16 protein-coding genes are annotated in these 17,397 nt (G+C 67.8%); 12 read left to right on the top strand and 4 right to left on the bottom strand.

The features are described from left to right. The first annotated feature begins 6 nt into the window (after positions 1 to 6). From V5G24_RS20535 to V5G24_RS20560, 6 genes are all read left to right on the top strand, one after another. Positions 7 to 801 carry an ABC transporter ATP-binding protein gene (locus tag V5G24_RS20535; RefSeq protein WP_394083795.1) on the top strand — a complete coding sequence of 265 codons (795 nt, stop codon included), beginning with the start codon at positions 7 to 9 and terminating at the stop codon, positions 799 to 801. 15 nt (positions 802 to 816) lie between these two features. Beyond that, the gene (locus tag V5G24_RS20540) at positions 817 to 1,251 is read left to right on the top strand and encodes a globin family protein (protein WP_394083793.1); all 435 of its coding nucleotides are present in this window, start codon (positions 817 to 819) and stop codon (positions 1,249 to 1,251) included. Between the two features lie 366 nt (positions 1,252 to 1,617). After that, positions 1,618 to 2,829 carry an NAD(P)/FAD-dependent oxidoreductase gene (locus V5G24_RS20545; RefSeq protein ID WP_394083791.1) on the top strand — a complete coding sequence of 404 codons (1,212 nt, stop codon included), beginning with the start codon at positions 1,618 to 1,620 and terminating at the stop codon, positions 2,827 to 2,829. A gap of 11 nt (positions 2,830 to 2,840) precedes the next feature. Then, positions 2,841 to 4,607 (top strand): NirA family protein, encoded by a 1,767-nt coding sequence (locus V5G24_RS20550; protein WP_394083789.1) that lies wholly within the window; start codon positions 2,841 to 2,843, stop codon positions 4,605 to 4,607. Further along, positions 4,604 to 6,232, top strand: coding sequence for a sulfite reductase subunit alpha (locus V5G24_RS20555; protein ID WP_394083787.1), 1,629 nt, complete (start codon positions 4,604 to 4,606; stop codon positions 6,230 to 6,232). Before V5G24_RS20550 ends, V5G24_RS20555 begins: the two co-directional genes overlap by 4 nt. Positions 6,233 to 6,245: 13 nt before the next feature. Next, positions 6,246 to 8,951: a molybdopterin-dependent oxidoreductase gene (locus tag V5G24_RS20560; RefSeq protein WP_394083785.1), complete on the top strand. Its 2,706-nt coding sequence runs from the start codon at positions 6,246 to 6,248 to the stop codon at positions 8,949 to 8,951. Positions 8,952 to 9,022: 71 nt separating this feature from the next. Here V5G24_RS20560 and ppa read toward each other — a convergent pair whose 3' ends face one another. Together ppa and V5G24_RS20570 are read right to left on the bottom strand one after the other, a co-directional pair. Continuing rightward, the gene (ppa, locus tag V5G24_RS20565) at positions 9,023 to 9,571 is read right to left on the bottom strand and encodes an inorganic diphosphatase (protein WP_394083783.1); all 549 of its coding nucleotides are present in this window, start codon (positions 9,569 to 9,571) and stop codon (positions 9,023 to 9,025) included. A 50-nt stretch (positions 9,572 to 9,621) separates the two neighbouring features. Further along, a complete protein-coding gene (locus V5G24_RS20570) occupies positions 9,622 to 10,131 on the bottom strand; it encodes a GNAT family N-acetyltransferase (protein WP_348847490.1) in 510 nt (169 codons plus the stop codon). A gap of 365 nt (positions 10,132 to 10,496) precedes the next feature. Between V5G24_RS20570 and V5G24_RS20575 the strand changes: the two genes are divergently transcribed. From V5G24_RS20575 to V5G24_RS20585, 3 genes are all read left to right on the top strand, one after another. After that, positions 10,497 to 10,811, top strand: coding sequence for a hypothetical protein (locus V5G24_RS20575; RefSeq protein ID WP_394083781.1), 315 nt, complete (start codon positions 10,497 to 10,499; stop codon positions 10,809 to 10,811). A gap of 206 nt (positions 10,812 to 11,017) precedes the next feature. Then, positions 11,018 to 11,674: a peptide-methionine (S)-S-oxide reductase MsrA gene (gene msrA, locus V5G24_RS20580; RefSeq protein WP_394083779.1), complete on the top strand. Its 657-nt coding sequence runs from the start codon at positions 11,018 to 11,020 to the stop codon at positions 11,672 to 11,674. Between the two features lie 113 nt (positions 11,675 to 11,787). Next, positions 11,788 to 12,474, top strand: coding sequence for a fumarylacetoacetate hydrolase family protein (locus tag V5G24_RS20585; RefSeq protein ID WP_394083777.1), 687 nt, complete (start codon positions 11,788 to 11,790; stop codon positions 12,472 to 12,474). Between the two features lie 490 nt (positions 12,475 to 12,964). Here the strand turns inward: V5G24_RS20585 and V5G24_RS20590 are convergent, their stop codons facing one another. After that, on the bottom strand, positions 12,965 to 13,723 hold the full coding sequence (locus V5G24_RS20590; protein ID WP_394083775.1) for a hypothetical protein: 759 nt from the start codon (positions 13,721 to 13,723) through the stop codon (positions 12,965 to 12,967). Between the two features lie 168 nt (positions 13,724 to 13,891). On the opposite strand from V5G24_RS20590, the gene V5G24_RS20595 reads away from it, so the two are divergent. Together V5G24_RS20595 and V5G24_RS20600 are read left to right on the top strand one after the other, a co-directional pair. Then, positions 13,892 to 14,227, top strand: coding sequence for a hypothetical protein (locus V5G24_RS20595; RefSeq protein WP_394083773.1), 336 nt, complete (start codon positions 13,892 to 13,894; stop codon positions 14,225 to 14,227). A 209-nt stretch (positions 14,228 to 14,436) separates the two neighbouring features. Next, a complete protein-coding gene (locus V5G24_RS20600) occupies positions 14,437 to 15,582 on the top strand; it encodes a zinc-binding metallopeptidase family protein (RefSeq protein WP_394083771.1) in 1,146 nt (381 codons plus the stop codon). 180 nt (positions 15,583 to 15,762) lie between these two features. On the opposite strand, the gene V5G24_RS20605 is transcribed toward V5G24_RS20600, so the two are convergent. After that, a complete protein-coding gene (locus V5G24_RS20605; protein WP_394083769.1) occupies positions 15,763 to 16,155 on the bottom strand; it encodes a hypothetical protein in 393 nt (130 codons plus the stop codon). A 219-nt stretch (positions 16,156 to 16,374) separates the two neighbouring features. On the opposite strand from V5G24_RS20605, the gene V5G24_RS20610 reads away from it, so the two are divergent. Continuing rightward, positions 16,375 to 17,316, top strand: coding sequence for a 2-hydroxyacid dehydrogenase (locus V5G24_RS20610; protein ID WP_394083767.1), 942 nt, complete (start codon positions 16,375 to 16,377; stop codon positions 17,314 to 17,316). The last annotated feature ends 81 nt before the right edge of the window (positions 17,317 to 17,397 follow it).

Consider the following 17,397-nt stretch of genomic DNA (forward strand, 5'->3'; position numbering starts at 1 on the left):
CTTCCCATGACCGCCTATCTCCAACTCAGCCAGATCGGCAAGACCTTCACCCGCGGCGCCGCCACCACAGAGGTGTTGCGCGACATCTCCCTGGAGATCGCCAAGGGCGAATACATCTCCATCATCGGCCATTCCGGCTGCGGCAAGTCCACCTTGCTGAACATCGTCGCCGGCCTCACCACCGCCACCTCGGGCGGCGTGATCCTGGACGGGCGGGAGGTGAATGCGCCGGGGCCGGACCGCGCGGTCGTGTTCCAGAACCATTCGCTGCTGCCCTGGCTCACCGTCTACGACAATGTCCGCCTCGCGGTGGACAAGGTGTTCTCGGGCACCAAGTCGCGCGCCGAGCGCAATGACTGGACCCTGCACAATCTCGAACTGGTGCAGATGGTCCATGCCAAGGACAAGCGCCCGGCGGAAGTCTCCGGCGGCATGAAGCAGCGCGTCGGCATCGCCCGCGCGTTGGCCATGCAGCCCAAGGTGCTGCTGCTGGACGAGCCGTTCGGCGCGCTGGACGCGCTCACCCGCGCCCATCTCCAGGACAGCGTGATGCAGATCCACGCCACCTTGGGCAATACCATCCTCATGATCACCCATGACGTGGACGAGGCGGTGTTGCTCTCCGACCGCATCGTCATGATGACCAACGGCCCCTCCGCCCGCATCGGCGAAGTGCTTTCGGTGGATCTCGCGCGCCCGCGCCGGCGGCTGGAGCTGGTGGCTAATTCCACCTATCTCAAGGCCCGCGAGGCGGTGCTGAAATTCCTCCACGAGCGCCATCGCTTCGTGGAAGCGGCCTGAGCGGAGGATCGGCCCATGACCCCCGTCCAGATCGAACTGATCCAATCCTCCTTCGCCAAGGTGGCGCCCATCTCCGAGCAGGCGGCGGCGCTGTTCTACGCCCGCCTGTTCGAAACCACGCCGCAGGTGAAGCCCCTGTTCAAGGGCGACATCACGGAGCAGGGCCGCAAGCTGATGGCGACCCTCGCCATGGTGGTGAAGGGCCTGTCCAATCTGGAAGCCGTGGTCCCCGCCGCGCAGGCATTGGCGAAACGCCACGTCGCCTATGGGGTGGAAGCCGCCCATTATCCGCCCGTCGGCGCAGCGCTGCTCTGGACGCTGGAACAGGGCCTCGGCGCCGATTTCACGCCCGAGGTCAGGGACGCCTGGAGCGAGGCCTATGGCCTGCTCTCCTCGGTCATGATCGCCGCTGCGGAAGATGCGGCACCGGCCCCGGCTGCGGCCGAGTGACGATCATGCGCGCCCCGCTTCTCCCCTTTCGCATTCCAGCCCCCTCCCCCCTTGCGGGGGAGGGTTGGGGAGAGGGGTATGGCGCCGTCCGGATGAGCTCCGCCGGGTTCAGCGGAGAGCGTACCCCCCTCACCCCAACCCTCTCCCCCGCGGGGAGAGGGGGAATCCCTCTGCATCTCTCCCCCCTGGAAAAGAGCGCCCTTCACCTCTCCCCCACGGGGAGAGGTCGGCTGCGCAGCAGGCGGGTGAGGGGGCTCTGGCGCGTCGAAGCGCACGAAAACACACCCCTCACCCCAACCCTCTCCGCCTCGGGAAGAGGGGGCTTCTCCCTGCATCGCGCGCGCCCCTCAAGGGGAGAAGAAGCTCATGGCTGAAACCCTCGTCATCGTCGGCAACGGCATGGCCGCCGCCAAGCTCTGCGAGGAGCTGGCGCAGCGGGCGTTGGGGCGTTACGCCGTCGCGGTGATCGGCGCCGAGCCGCAGCTCGCCTATAATCGCGTGCTGCTGTCCGACGTGCTCGCCGGCAAGATCGCGGTGGCCGACGCGCAATTGAAGCCCGCCGCCTGGTGGCGTGACCGGGGCGTCACGCTGCTCTACGGAAATCCCGCAACCGCCATCGACCGCGCGGCGAAGACCGTCGCGCTCGCGGATGGTGCCCGCCTGCCCTATCAGCATCTGGTGCTCGCCACCGGCTCGCATCCCATCCGCCTGCCGGTGCCGGGCATGGACCTGCCCGGCGTACGCACCTTCCGCGATCTCGCGGACGTCGCGGCGCTGATGGATGCGGCGAAGCCCGGCACGCGGGCGGTGGTCATCGGCGGCGGGCTGCTGGGCCTGGAAGCAGCCAGCGGCATGGCGGGCGCCGGCGCGAAGACAACCCTCGTCCATCTCATGGACCGCCTCATGGAACGCCAGCTCGACGCCCGCGCCGGCGCCCTGCTGCGCCAGGCGGTGGAAGCGCGCGGCATCGAAGTGATGCTCGAAGCCTCCTCCGCACGCGTGGAGGGCACTGACCATGTCACCGGCCTGCGGCTCGCCGATGGACGGCTGATCCCTGCCGACATCGTGGTGGTTGCCTGCGGTGTGCGCCCCAATGCGGACCTGGCCCGCGCCGCCGGGCTCGCCTGCAATCGCGGCGTGCTGGTGGACGATACGCTCGCAACGAGCGATCCCGCCATCCACGCCATTGGCGAATGCGCAGAACACCGCGCCGCCGTCTATGGCCTCGTGGCGCCGGCCTATGAGCAGGCCCGCGTGCTCGCCCGCCGCTTCGCTGGCGCGGATGCGCTTTATGAAGGCAGCGCGGTCGCGACCAATCTCAAGGTGTCGGGCGTGCATGTCTTTTCCGCCGGAGACGTCACCGGCGGCCCCGGCACAGAAGACATAGTGCTCACCGACCGCGCGCGCGGCATCTACCGGCGGCTGATCATCAAGGACGGGCGGCTGATCGGCGCCGTTCTCTACGGCGATACGGCCGACGGCCTGTTCTATCTCGACCTCATCACGAACCGCACCCCGATCGCAGCTTTGCGCGCGGACCTCGCCTTCGGGCCGGTCGCGCACGATGCCGCGGCCTGAGGAGAAGAAACATGGGCGGCGATTTCACCATCGACCAGAAACGCTATCTCGAAGGCTTCGTCTCCGGCGCGCAGGTGGCGCGTGTGGCGCGCGCGCCCGGCTCCAGCCCTGCCACGCCCGCCGCCGAGCCCACCGGCCCGGATGCCGCCAGCCACACGGCCATGGCCCGCACCGAGGCCGAGGGCCGGAAGCTCACGCCCGAGGAAAAGGCCAAGCGCGAGGAAATGGGCCTCGACAGCTATGCCCGCATGAAGGACGCCGCCCAGGCGGGCGAATTCCCCAAGGGGCCGGACATCCTGCGCTGGAAATACAACGGCCTGTTCTATGTGGCCCCGGCGCAAGACAGCTTCATGTGCCGCATGCGCATGCCCAATGGCATTCTCACCCATTGGCAATTCCGGGGCATCGCCGATATCGCCCGCGACCATGGCGGCGGCTATTGCGACGTCACCACCCGCGCCAATCTGCAAATCCGCGAGATCCCGGCCGCCGACGGGGTGATCCTGCTGGAAAAGCTGGTGGATCTCGGCCTTACCGCCAAGGGTGCCGGGGGCGATAATATTCGCAACGTCACCGGCACGCCCACCGCCGGCATCGACCCGCAGGAATTGCTCGACACCCGCCCCTATGCGCGGGAATGGCACCATTACATTCTCAACACCCGCGCCATGTATGGCCTGCCGCGCAAGTTCAATGTGGCGTTCGACGGCGCCGGGCGCATCGGCGCGCTGGAGGACACGAACGACATCGGCTTCCAGGCGGTGGAGGTGCGCGCGGGCTTCGGCGCGGAACCGGGCGTGTGGTTCCGCCTCGCGCTCGGCGGCATCACCGGCCACAAAGATTTCGCCCGCGACACCGGGGTGATCCTGGAGCCCAAGGACGCGACCCGCGTGGCGGATGCCATCGTGCGCGTGTTCATCGACAGCGGCGATCGCACCGACCGTAAGAAGGCGCGGCTGAAATATGTGCTGGATGCCTGGGGCTTCGAGAAATTCCTCGCCGCCGTGGAAGAGAAGCTCGACCAAAAGCTGCTGCGCCTCCCCGCCGAAGCCGTGTTGCCGCGCCCGCAGGCGGACCGCATGGCCCATCTCGGCGTGCATCCCCAAAAACAGGCGGGGCTGAACTGGATCGGCATCGGCCTGCCCGTCGGGCGCATCAGCGTGGCGCAGATGCACGCGCTCGCCGATCTCGCGGTGCGCCTGGGCGATGGCGATATCCGCCTGACCGTGTGGCAGAATCTGCTGCTGTCCGGCATTCCCGACGCGCGCGTGGACGAGGCCAAGGCCGCCATCGCGGACATCGGCCTCACCGCCGAGGCGAGCGCGCTTCAGGCCGGCATCGTCGCCTGCACCGGCTCGAAAGGCTGCCGCTTCGCCGCCGCCGATACCAAGGGCACGGCGCTCGCCATCGGCGCCCATTGCGGCCCGCGCGTGGCGCTCGCCGAGCCGGTGAACATCCATGTCACCGGCTGCCACAACAGCTGCGCCCAGCATTATATCGGCGACATCGGCCTGATCGGCGCGCGCGTCGCCCTCAATGAGGAGGGCGATACGGTGGACGGCTATCACCTGCTGGTGGGCGGCGGGTTCGGCACCGATGCCGCCATCGCCGAGGAGCTGTTCCGCGACGTGAAGGCGGAAGATGCCCCGGTGCTGGTCGAGAAGCTCCTGAAAACCTGGCTCGGCCATCGCACGGCGGGCGAGCCGTTCGCCGCCTTCACTCGCCGCATGGATGCGGAACAGCTGAAATCCCTCGTCGCTGCGGAGCCCGCGGAATGACCCTCCAGACCCGCCCGCCCCAAACCTCGCCAAGGGCTGTCGTGCCCTTTCTACCGGAAAGCGCCCCCTTCACGCCCGAGCAGCGCTCCTGGCTGAACGGCTTCTTCGCCGGCGTCTTCTCCTCCGACGTCGGGGCGACCAGTCTCTCCCCGGACGAGAGCGCGGCCCTGCTCGCGGGCGCAGGCCCGGCGGGCGAGGAAGATGACGGCGCGCCCTGGCACGACGCCGCCCTGCCGCTCGACGAGCGCATGAAGCTGGCCGAGGGAAAAGCTTTGCCCCGCCGCATGATGGCAGCCATGGCGCAGCAGGATTGCGGCCAGTGCGGCTATCTGTGCGAGAGCTATTCCAAGGCCATCGCGGACGGCACCGAGACCAAGCTCAATCTGTGCGCGCCGGGCGGCAAGGAAACCCTGCGCATGCTCAAGCAATTGGCGGCGGAGATGGACGGCGCCCCCGCCGCGCCCGGCGGCGCCGCTCCGCAAGCGCAGCCCGCCGCGCCCCTTCCCTCAGTGCCGCTCGGCACGCGGGAGAACCCCGGCGAAGTCGTCTTCCTCGGCCGCTCGCGCCTCAACAAGGCGGGCTCGGAAAAGGAGACCTGGCATGTCGAGTTCGACCTTGCGGGCTCCGGCATCGAATACCGCGTGGGCGACAGCTTCGGCCTGTTCCCGGTGAATGATCCCGCCCTGGTGGATGCGGTGCTGGCCGCACTCCATGCGCCGGCGGATTTCCCCATCAACGAGAAGACCTTGCACGACGTTCTGGCGCGCGAAGTGTGCCTTGGCGCGGCGCCCGACGCGCTGTTCCATCTGATCTCCTACATCACCGGCGGCGCGCGCAAGACCAAGGCGAAGGCGCTGGCGGCGGGGGAGGATCCGGACGGCGATGCCGCCGCCCTCGACGTGCTGGCGGCGCTGGAGAAATTCCCCGGCATCAGGCCCGACCCGGAAGCCGTCATCGAATGCCTGGAGCCGCTCCAGCCGCGGCTTTATTCCATCTCGTCGAGCCCGCTTGCCACCCCCGGCCGGCTGTCCCTGACGGTGGATGCGGTGCGCTATGCGGTTGGCGGCCGCACGCGCCACGGGGTCGCCTCCACCTTCCTCGGCGGACGGGTGCCGGAGGGCACGCGGCTGAGGGCCTATATCCAGAAGGCGCACGGCTTCGCCTTGCCGCAGGATGAGACGAAGGGCGTCATCATGGTGGGGCCGGGCACCGGCATCGCCCCGTTCCGCGCCTTCCTGCACGAGCGCATGGCGGCCAAGGCGCCGGGCCGGAACTGGCTGTTCTTCGGCCACCAGCGGCGCGAGAGTGATTTCTTCTATGAGGACGAGCTTGCCGGGATGCAGGCGGCGGGCTGCCTGACGCGGCTGGAGACCGCATGGTCGCGCGACGGGGCCGAGAAAATCTATGTCCAGGACCGCATCCGCGAGCATGGCGCGGAACTGTGGGCTTGGCTCAAGGAGGGCGCGCACTTCTACATCTGCGGCGATGCCAAGCGCATGGCGAAGGATGTGGAACTGGCGCTCGCCGATGTCGCCTCGCAGCACGGCGGCATGGATCTCGAGAAAGCCCGCGCCTTCATCACCGAGTTGAAGAAAGCCGGCCGCTATCAGGCTGACGTCTATTGAGAAAGCGCCGGCCATGAACGCTCTTTCCTCCGCCCCCGCGATCGCCACCACCTGCCCCTATTGCGGGGTGGGATGCGGCGTGAAGGCGACCCCGGACGGGCGCGGCGGTGCGCTGATCGCCGGCGATGCGGCGCATCCCGCCAATCTCGGGCGATTATGCTCCAAGGGCGCGGCGTTGGGCGAGACGCTGGCGCTCGACACCCGCCTGCTTAACCCCATGATGCGCGGTTCCGACGGACTATTGGCGGAAGCCCCGTGGGACGCCGCGCTCGACCGGGTGGCGGACGGAATTCGTGCCGTCATCGACCAGCACGGGCCGCAGGCGGTGGCCTTCTATCTCTCCGGCCAATTGCTGACCGAGGATTATTACGCCGCCAATAAGCTCGCCAAGGGCTTCCTCGGCACGGCCAATGTGGACACCAATTCGCGCCTGTGCATGGCCTCCTCGGTCGCCGGGCACAAGCGGGCGTTCGGCTCCGACACCGTGCCGGGCGCCTATGAGGATCTGGACGAAGCCGACCTCATCATCCTCACCGGCTCCAACACCGCCTGGTGCCATCCGGTGCTGTTCCGCCGCATGGTGGCAGCGCGCGCGGCGCGCGGCACCAAGCTGGTGGTGATCGACCCGCGCCGCACCGCCACCGGCGAGGAAGCCGACCTGTTCCTGCCGATCGCCCACGGCAGCGATGTGGCGCTGTTTTCCGGCTTGCTGGTGCATCTGGAGAAGACCGGCGCGCTCGACCACGCCTTCATCAACGCCCACACCGAAGGCTTCGCCGAGACACTCAAGGCCGCGCGCGCCCTGACCCCGGACATCGCCGCCACCGCCGCCGCCACCGGCCTGTTCGCCGAGGAGGTCGCCGCCTTCTTCGACCTGTTCCGTAGCACCCACCGCGCGGTGACCTGCTATTCGCAAGGGGTGAACCAGTCGGCGGTCGGCACCGACAAGGTGAATGCCATCCTCAATTGCCATCTCGCCACGGGGCGGATCGGCAAGCCGGGCATGGGGCCGTTCTCGCTCACCGGCCAGCCCAATGCCATGGGCGGGCGGGAGGTGGGCGGGCTCGCCAACCAGCTCGCCGCCCACATGGGCTTTTCTTCCATAGAGGTGGACCGGGTGCGCCGGTTCTGGGACGCGCCCGCGATCGCCAGCGCCGAGGGGCACAAGGCGGTTCAGATGTTCGACGCCATCGCGCGCGGCGAGATCAAGGCGCTCTGGATCATGGGCACCAATCCGGCCGTGAGCCTGCCGCAGGCGCGCGAAGTGCGCGCGGCGCTGGCCAAGCTGGACCTGTTCGTGCTGTCGGAAAACGTGGGGAGCAACGATACCGCCGCCTGCGCGCCCCACGTGCTGCTGCCCGCCGCCGCCTGGGGCGAGAAGGACGGCACGGTGACCAATTCCGAGCGGCGCATCTCCCGCCAACGGCCCTTCCTCCCCCTGCCCGGCGCGGTGCGGCCGGACTGGTGGGCCATGGCCCAAGTCGCCGCGCGGCTCGGCCATGGCGCCGCCTTCGCCTGGCGCGGCCCGGCCGATATCTTCCGCGAGCATGCCGCCCTCTCGGGCTTTGAGAATGGGGGCACGCGCGACTTCGACATTTCCGGCCTCGCGGCCCTGTCGGACGCCGAATATGAGAGCCTGTCGCCCGTGCAATGGCCGGTGCCGGCGGAGGCACGCGAGGGCCGCGCGCGCCTGTTCGCCGAAGGCGGCTTCTTCACCCCGAACGGCCGCGCGCGCTTCGTGGCGCCGGCACGCGTCGAGGCAGGACAAGTGGAGGCGGCGGGAAGCGGCGAATTCCCGTTCCTGCTCAACACCGGGCGGGTGCGCGACCAATGGCACACCATGACCCGCACCGGGCTCAGCCCGCGCCTCGCCGGGCATATCCGCGCGCCGTTCGTCGCCATCCATCCTGCCGATGCGGCCCCGCTCGGCCTTGAGGACGGCGCGCTCGCGCGCGTCGCGTCCGCCCACGGCACGGCGACATTGGAAGTGCGGATCGATGCCGGGCAACAGATCGGCACGCTGTTCGCGCCGATCCACTGGAGCGATGCGAATGCCTCGGACGGGGCCGTGGGCACATTGGTGCACAAGCGCACCGACCCTCATTCCGGCCAGCCGGACCTGAAGGCGACGCCCGCCACCCTCGCGTCGGCGCCCGTGCGCAGCCGGGGATTCCTGCTTGCCCGCCACCGCCTGGATCTCTCGGCCGCGCCTTTGCCGACGGGCTCCTGGTGGGCGCGCGCGATCCTGGAAGGCGGGTTCGGCTGGCGCCTCGCGGGCGCCGGCGGGCCGCAGGATTGGGCGGACTGGGTGGAGCGCCTGAACCTGCCGGAGGACCGCACGGAGCTGGTGGACCTTCCAGGCGGCCATTATCGCACCGCCGCCTTCGATGCGGACGGGCACCTGGTCTTCGCGCTGCTGATGGGTCCGGCCGATGCGCCCCAGGCCTGGGATGCGCTGGCCGGCCTGCTCGCGGAGGAGACGGTTTCTCCCGAAGACCGGCGCATCCTGCTCTCGGGCCGGCGGGCCGGGGCGCGCGGCGCCTGCGGGCCGCTGGTCTGCTCCTGCTTCGGCGTGCCGCGCGGCGCCATCACCGACGCCATCGCGGCCGGCGATCGCGATGCCGCAGCCATCGGCGCCCGGCTCAAGGCCGGCACCAATTGCGGCTCCTGCCTGCCGGAACTTCGCCAGATCCTCCAGGAGGTCCTGGTCCCCGCCTGAGCCAATGCCCGCCTGAAACGAAAAAGGCCGGGCAAACCGCCCGGCCTCGATCACACGGTCCGCGCGCCGGATCAATCGGCGGCGGGTTCCTTCTCGCCCTTGGCGCGCTCGACGCCTTCGAGGATCAGCGCCTTGGCTTCGCTGACATCGCCCCAGCGCACGATCTTGACCCATTTGTTGGGTTCGAGATCCTTGTAATGGGTGAAGAAGTGCTCGATCTGCTGCAGCGTGATGTCCGGCAGGTCGGAATAATTGACCACCTTGTCATAACGCTTGGTCAGCTTGTGGGACGGCACGGCGATGATCTTCTCGTCGAAGCCGCCCTCGTCCTCCATCAGCAGCACGCCGACGGGGCGCACGGCGATGACCGCGCCCGGCACGATGGCGCGGGTATTGGCAACCAGTACGTCGCAGGGATCACCGTCACCAGAAAGCGTGTGCGGAATGAAGCCGTAGTTTCCAGGATACCGCATGGCGGTATAAAGGAAGCGATCGACGAACAGCGTACCGGACGCCTTGTCCATCTCATACTTGATGGGCTCTCCGCCGATCGGCACTTCGATCACAACATTGACTTCGTCGGGCGGATTCTTGCCAATCTTGATGGCGTCGATGCGCATGGGGCCACTCACTTGAAGCTATGGGTCTCGCGCCCTTACGGACGGCGCGGCTACCGCTGCCAAGCGAAGGCGACTTTGTCCAGGGTTTTCGTGCCGAAGCGCTCAATGGAGGCTGCGACCGGTTGCCCTCCTAGCGATTCGTAGAAGCCCACGGCGCCGGCATTGTCCTTCAGCGCCCAGACCACCAGCCCGTTCAGCCCCGCCAGCGCCAGATCGCGCCGGGCGGCGGAGAACAGGCGCTGTCCGAAGCCGAGGCCCTGATAGACCGGCTTCAGATAAATCTCATAGATCTCGCCGCCATAGGGCAGGTTCTTGGCGCGATTGCCGCCGTAATTGGTATAGCCCACCACCCCTTCGCCGGCGATCAGCACCGAAAGCCGGCTGCCGCGCCCGATGGCCTGTTCCCACCACGCCGGGCCGCGCCGCTCCACCATCCGCTCCAGCTCCAGGCCGGGGATGAGGCCGCGATAGACTGAACGCCAAGCGCTGTCATGAACGTCCGCGATGGCGGGGGCGTCCTGGGGCTTCGCGCGACGTATCTCGATGAGGCCCGTACTCATGCCCCAATAGGAGCAAACCTGCGCCTCCGCTTCAAGGGGCCTCAAGTCACGAATATGCGCCATCCCCTTTTTTGCCGAACCCGCCCAAAGCCCTGGCTGCAGAACCGGATGGCGCCCGCAAATGCGCGCTCCGGCGAAAAATGTTTCACGTGAAACATGGACTTAGCACGGACGAACAGGGGTTTCGTGACGCGTCTCCGCGGCTTTGCGGCGCTCGACACCGCCAATTCGGGCGAAGTTGCACCTCGGATGAATCCGGCGCGTCCGCTTTTGCGCCGGTCCTGGTTCAACCTCGCCGCCGAGTGCGCTAGGAAGGGGCATCGAACCGCGCGCCTCCCGCGCCGGACGTGCCAGCGCGAGGCGCGATGTTCCGCTTCCTGTTCCGCTTCTTCGGCTTCTGGATCCTGGCCGGCGGCTTCGTCGCTTTGGTGGTGGATGGAACGCGCTCCATCGCCTCGAGCCGGCTGATCCTCACCTCCACCCAGGATGCCTGGACCGCGCTCTCCCCCGCGAGCTTCGCGGCCGCCCAGGCCAAGATTGCGGCGCTCTCGCCCTGGGCCTGGAGCGATGCGGCGCTGCCGGTGCTCGGCCTGCCGCTGTTCCTGCTGCTGGCGATCATCGGCTTTCTCTTCCTCGCCATCGGGCGGGTGCGCCAGCGCTCGCGCTTCATCGCCAACTAGCCGACCCAACCGCGCGAACCCTCCCCCTCGCGCAATCGCCTCATCATCCCCATATTGGAGCGCGAGACGTTCGAGCCCATGCCGGACGAGCTGCGGGCGCACGGTCAGCCCGGTTCGTTCTAGGCGGTCGCGACGGCCTCCTTCACCCCACGAGCGCCCGGCGCTGCCGAACCCCGGCGATGCGCGGCGCAGACGAGGAGCCCGCCATGTTCTGGTCGAAGAAGTCCCTGGACCTGCCCACCGCCACCGAAGCCCTGCCCGGCCGCACCGAGGCGGTGAAGACCGCGCCCGCGCATTTCGTCAATCACAAAGCCTTGAAGGGCCCGTTCCCCGCGGGCATCGAGACCGCGGTGTTCGCGCTCGGCTGCTTCTGGGGCGCGGAGCGCAAGTTCTGGCAGGTGCCGGGCGTGTATGTGACCGCCGTCGGCTATGTGGCCGGGCATACGCCCAACGCGACCTATCAGGAAGTGTGCTCCGGCCGCACCGGCCATACCGAAGGCGTGCTGGTGGCCTATGATCCCGCGCAGGTGAGCTTCGCCCAATTGCTCAAGGTGTTCTGGGAAAGCCACGACCCCACCCAGGGCATGCGCCAGGGCAATGACATCGGCACGCAGTATCGCTCCGGCATCTATGTGCCCGACGCGGCGCGCCGGGCCGAGGCCGAGGCCTCCAAGGCCGCGTATGAGGCGGCGCTGAAGGCGAAGGGCTACGGCCCCATCACCACCGAGATCCGCGACGGCGGCCCGTTCTATTACGCTGAGGAAGATCACCAGCAGTATCTGGCCAAGAATCCGATGGGCTATTGCGGGCTCGGCGGCACCGGCGTGTCCTGCCCCATCGGCCTCACCGCCGCCGCCGAATAAGCCGGCGACATGACGTTGCGTGCGGCGCCCGGGATCTGAGGATCCCCGGCGCCGCGCCTCTTTCCAAACGCCGAAGCCGCGTTTAAGCCGGGGAGCCTCTGAAGGAGCGTTCCATGGCCTTCGTCATCCCCGCCCCCGCCGTTCCGAGCCTCGCCGTCGAGGGCTCGCAAGACCGTTTCCCGGTGCACCGCATCTATTGCGTCGGGCGCAATTTCGCCGACCACGCCATCGAGATGGGGCACGATCCCAATCGCGAGCCGCCGTTCTTCTTCCAGAAGAACCCGGACAATCTGATCCCGAGCGGGTCCACCATTCCCTATCCCAAGCGCACGTCCGACCTGCATTTCGAGGTGGAAATGGTGGTGGCGCTGAAGGGCGGCGGCGAGGATGTGCCGGTCGAACAGGCGCTCGACCTGGTCTATGGCTATGGCGTCGGCCTCGATCTCACCCGCCGCGACCTCCAGGGCGAAGCCAAGAAGATGGGCCGCCCCTGGGAAGTGGGCAAGGCGTTCGAGCAATCCGCCCCCTGCTCGGCTTTGGTGCCGGCGGATCGCATCGGCCATCCGGATGCCGGGCGGGTGTGGCTCAACGTCAACGGCCAGCTGCGCCAGGATGGCGACCTCAACCAGATGATCTGGAAGGTGCCAGAAATGATCGCCACCCTCTCCACCCTGTTCCGCCTGGAGCCGGGCGACCTGATCTTCGCCGGCACCCCGGCCGGCGTTGGCCCCACCGTCTCCGGCGATGTGCTGGAAGGCGGCGTCGCGGGCGTGGCAAGCATCAGCCTCACCATCGCGTGACGGGGCGGGAGCCCCCTCACCCCAGCCCTCTCCCCGGCGGGGAGAGGGGGAGATTTCCCCCGATTTCCTCTGACCCACCTCTCCCCGACGGGGAGAGGTCGCCCGCGTGCGGGCGGGTGAGGGGGGACGCCGCGCTGTGCCGGGAGACGGCGGTGTGGGCGGCGAGGCTGCCCCCTCACCCCAACCCTCTCCCCGGCGGGGAGAGGGGGAACACCCTCCGGCCCCACGTCTCCCCATCGGCGAAAGGGAAAATACCCTCCGGCCCCACCTCTCCCCGCCGGGGAGAGGTCGCCCGCTTGCGGGCGGGTGAGGGGGAACGCCGCGCTGTGCCGGGAGATGGCGGTGTGGGTGGCGAGGCTGCCCCCTCACCCCAGCCCTCTCCCCGTCGGGGTGAGGGGGAACATTCTCCCCGCTCCACCTCTCCCCGCCGGGGAGAGGTCGCCCGCGTGCGGGCTGGTGAGGGGGCGAGGCGAAAGCGCCGCAGGCTGGCTCAGCTCTTCTTGGTCAGCAGCTTCTTGGGCCGGCGCTGGCGCGCCACGTCGAACAGCGAGAAGGTGCGGTTCACATAATTGGTGACGCCCGACATGCCGTCGATGTGGCGCCGCAGCTCCGGCGTCATCTCCGCCTCCACCATGCGGATCGGGCGCGAGGGGTCCACGGTCTCGAACCGCGCGTAGAACAGCGGTTCGCCGCGCTTGATGATGATGTCCTTCTTCGGCTCGTGCCACTCGAACGCCCACATGAGCTGGCGCGGCCAGTTCTCGATTGGGAACCGGCCGCCAATCAGCAGCCCAGGCAGCGGGTTAGGCCGGTAATGATTGAAGGGCGGTAGCTGGTTGATATAGATCGGCTCGTCGGCCACGAACACATAGGGCGTGATGAGCTGGAGGATCGGCCGCTCGGGATGGCGCCATTCCTTCGCCGAAACGAGGCTGATCATCTGCCCGAGATGCTTGGCGCGGATGTTCGACTGGTCGCCCGCGCCGTTCACCAGGCTCGGGACGCGGGTCTTCTCGTCCACAAGGAAGCGCAGGTGCATGTCGATGGGGGAAACCACTTCGAACAGGCGGGCGTCATGGTCGATCACCGCCGGGCAATAGCGCACCGACTTGGGATGCCGCGCGGCAGGCTCCTCGCGCACCACCTTGCGCGGCGCGTCCCAGATGAAGGTGCCCTTCTCCTGGTCGAACAGCCAGCCGACTTCCGCCACCCGGCTCGGAATCCGCACCGCATGCCCAAACAGCTTCATTTTCAAGCGTCCCGAATACCCTGGCTTTTCGGTCTAAGCACAAATCCGCCGCTTGAAAAGCCGGCGCAAGCGCGCGGCCGCAAGCCTCGCCATATTGGCGCCATGCTGCGCGTCGCATAAAAAGCGCGGAACACCCGCCGCGCCGCGCCGGGTGCGGGAGAGCCGTGGATGGGGACGACGGACGCACCCAAGGCGGGCGCACGGGAGGCGGGCGGCAAGGCGCGGGAGGCCTTCCTTCCACGCGCCAAATTCGCGCTCGGCATCCTGGGATTTGTGAGCGCACCCGCCAGCATCGGCATGGTGTTGCGGCTGTTCGGCCATCTCACCCTGCGCTCATCGCTGGTCTGGGCCACGCTGTCCTATCCGGTGCTCATCGTGATCGGGGCCATGGTTGGCGTTTCGATGCTGTTTCGCGGGCCGGTGGAAAACACCTCACCCGCGCGTGCGCAAACCTCGGCCATGGAAACCGAGCCGGACCGCCAGCAGGACCCGTTGGTCGGCTGAAGCGGGCGGGCTGAAGCGGGGCCGCCGAGGGCATCGCCGTCTCGCACCCATCTCACATCACCTGCACCGGGGCGCTGGACGCGAATGCGCCATAATACGCCCGATGGCGCTTGCGGTTGGAACCGAAGCATGGCTGCGTCGTCCTTAGACGGGTGCCGGCAGCGGTTCTCGCGCCCGCTCCACCGCCTGACCGTTCGAGGCCCCTGCCCATGAAGCTCTTCGAATGCCAGAATTGCCGCAACCCGGTGCATTTCGACAATCGGTTCTGTGTGAATTGCGGATATCGGCTTGGCTACCTGCCGGAAAAGAACACCGTCTCCGCCGTGGAGCCGGATGGCGCGGCCTGGAGCGTGCTCGCGGACCGCGGGCGCCCCTATCTGTTCTGCGACAATGCCCAATATGACGCCTGCAACTGGCTGATCCCGGCCGATGCCGGCCGCACCACCTGCGAAGCCTGCCGCCACAATCGCACGGTGCCGGACCTGTCGATCGAGGAGAATCTGGCGCGCTGGCGCAAGATGGAGCAGGCTAAGCACCATCTGTTCTATTCCCTGCTGCGCTGGCGGCTGCCCATGCCGGACCGCACGGAACAGCCGGAAAGCGGCCTTGCCTTCGATTTCCTCGCCGACGTCACCATGCCGAGCGGCGATCAGGAACGGGTGCTGACCGGCCATGACAACGGCATCATCACCATCAACATCGCCGAGGCGGACGATGCCGAGCGCGAGGCGCGCCGCACCAGCATGAAGGAGCCCTACCGCACCCTGCTCGGCCATTTCCGTCACGAGGTGGGCCATTATTATTGGGACCGCCTGGTGCGCGACGGCGGCAAGCTCGACGGCTTCCGGGCGGTGTTCGGCGACGAGCGGGCCGATTATGGCGAGGCGCTCCAGCGCCATTACGATCAGGGGCCGCCGCCCGGCTGGCAGGGCGCCTTCATCAGTTCCTATGCCACCGCCCATCCGTGGGAGGATTTCGCCGAGACCTGGGCGCATTACGTACATATGGTGGACGCGCTGGAGACCGCCGGCGCGTTCGGCATCAAGCTGCGGCCGAAGATCCGCAAGGCGGCGGAGCTGGCGCTGGAGGTGGATTTCAAGCCCTACCAGGCGCCCAGCGCCGAGGACTTGGTAGAAGCCTTCGTGCCCCTCACGGTGGCGGTGAATTCCATCAATCGCTCCATGGGCCAGCCGGACCTCTATCCCTTCGTCCTCTCGCTGCCGGTGACGCAGAAGCTCCAATTCATCCACGAACTGCTGGTCCATGACGAGGACGCGCCGCCGATCGCGCCAGCGGTCGACAAGACCGGGCCGGCCGAGGGCCGCGCGCCCAGGATGGCGACCCAGCCGGGCTGACCGGCGGGCAAGACGTGCGGAAACCATGGGCGGAAACCATGGGCGGGAAAAAGAAATGCCCCGCTCTCCGGGGGGAAGAGAGCGGGGCTTTGGGGTATCACCGTGGGGGGCGGTGATACCTTAAAAACGCGCAGGGCCACGGGGGGTTCCGCCCTGCGCGAATTTTTTTGACCGCGCGGCTCAATTCATGCTGGCGCGCTTGGCCCGCGTGGCGCGGGCGGACGACAGTTTCGCGGGCCCCGCCTTCACGGCCGGGATCGCTGCGGCAGCCGCGTCTGCGGCCTCGCGCGGCACCGGCTGCGCCTCGCCGCCGGCGAGATTGGCCTGGGCGCGGATCTGGCGCAGCACCGGCGTCAGCAATTGGTGCGCCAGGGCGAGCCCGGCCTCGGCATCGTGCTTGTCGACGCCTTCCCTTACGAAGTTCAGCTTCGCGCGCAGCGCGCGTTCCAGGTGATCGACATCGTCTCGATGCTTGCCGGCCACCAGTTCCGCACCAAGCAGGCGGATCAGGTTGAGCAAGGCAGCGAGGGTGACTTTGGTGACGGCGTCGATTTCAATGGTCTGATTGGGCATTTGCCTCTCCACGCGAAGACCCATGTTTCCTTTTGTTACGGCCCGCCTGCTTCGTCGAGCGCCATTATCCTCTCATATGGCTAAAAATACACGCAGAGATTGAACGCACATGCCTCTTCCTGATGCACCGTGAAGGAGCAAGCTTGCGGGAAGCTGCCTTATGGTGCGTGGCGGGTCACGCCTTGGCAGGTTATTTTCCGGCAATACACGGGGGTGATCATGAGCGGTGGCGAACGGGCTTTGGTATTCTACAGCCGGGTGGATGTGGCCGGCCCCTGGGCGCAGGCCTTGCGTGACCAGATGCCGGACCTCGACGTGCGGATCGCGCCCGATACGGGCGATCCGGCGGAGGTAAGATACGCCCTGGTATGGAAGCCGCCACACGGTTTTTTCAATGAATTTCAAAACCTTGAACTGGTCGTCAACCTGGGGGCCGGGGTCGATGCGCTGATGGCCCGCGATGATCTGCCGAACGTGCCCATCACCCGCGTCTCGGACCCGGACATGGGCCGCATGATGGCCTCGTTCGTGCTCATGGCGGTGTTACGTCACGCGCGAAACATCCCCACTTTCGAGAAGGCCCAGCGGGCCCACCGCTGGCATTATGTGCACCCCCGCACGGCGGACGAGATGACCGTCGGCGTGCTGGGACTCGGCGAATTGGGGGCCATGGCAGCGCACGAACTGGCCCGCCAGGGCTTCAATGTGCGCGGCTGGTCCCGTTCCGCCAAGGATTTGCCGGGAATCACCTGCTTCCACGGGCTTGATTCGCTCGAATCTTTCCTTGGGTCATGCGAGATTCTGGTGGTGATGCTGCCCCTGACGGGGGAAACCCACGGCCTGATCGACGCAAAACGCCTCTCCCAGCTGCCGCGCGGCGCGACTTTCATCAATGTCGCCCGTGGCCCCATCGTGGACGAGGAGGCGCTGATCGCCGCGCTTCAGTCCGGGCAGATCGGCGAAGCCACGCTGGACGTGTTCGCCCACGAGCCGCTGCCGCCCGAAAGCCCGCTCTGGGCCATGGAAAACGTGCTCATCACACCGCATCTCGCCTCGGTCGCCATTCCCAAATCGGCGGCGGCGCAGATCGCGGAAAACATCCGCCGGGTGCGCGCGGGGCAAGAGGTGCTCAACCGGGTGGATCCGCACCTCGGCTATTGAGCCCCCGCGGATCGGGGAAACTCCCGCTTCGTGGAGGAACCCCCGCGATCCGGGGGAAGCCCGTATTTTGCGCGGAGCCGC

The organism is Roseixanthobacter finlandensis, from assembly GCF_043195105.2.
Classification (GTDB): Bacteria; Pseudomonadota; Alphaproteobacteria; order Rhizobiales; family Xanthobacteraceae; genus NCEH01.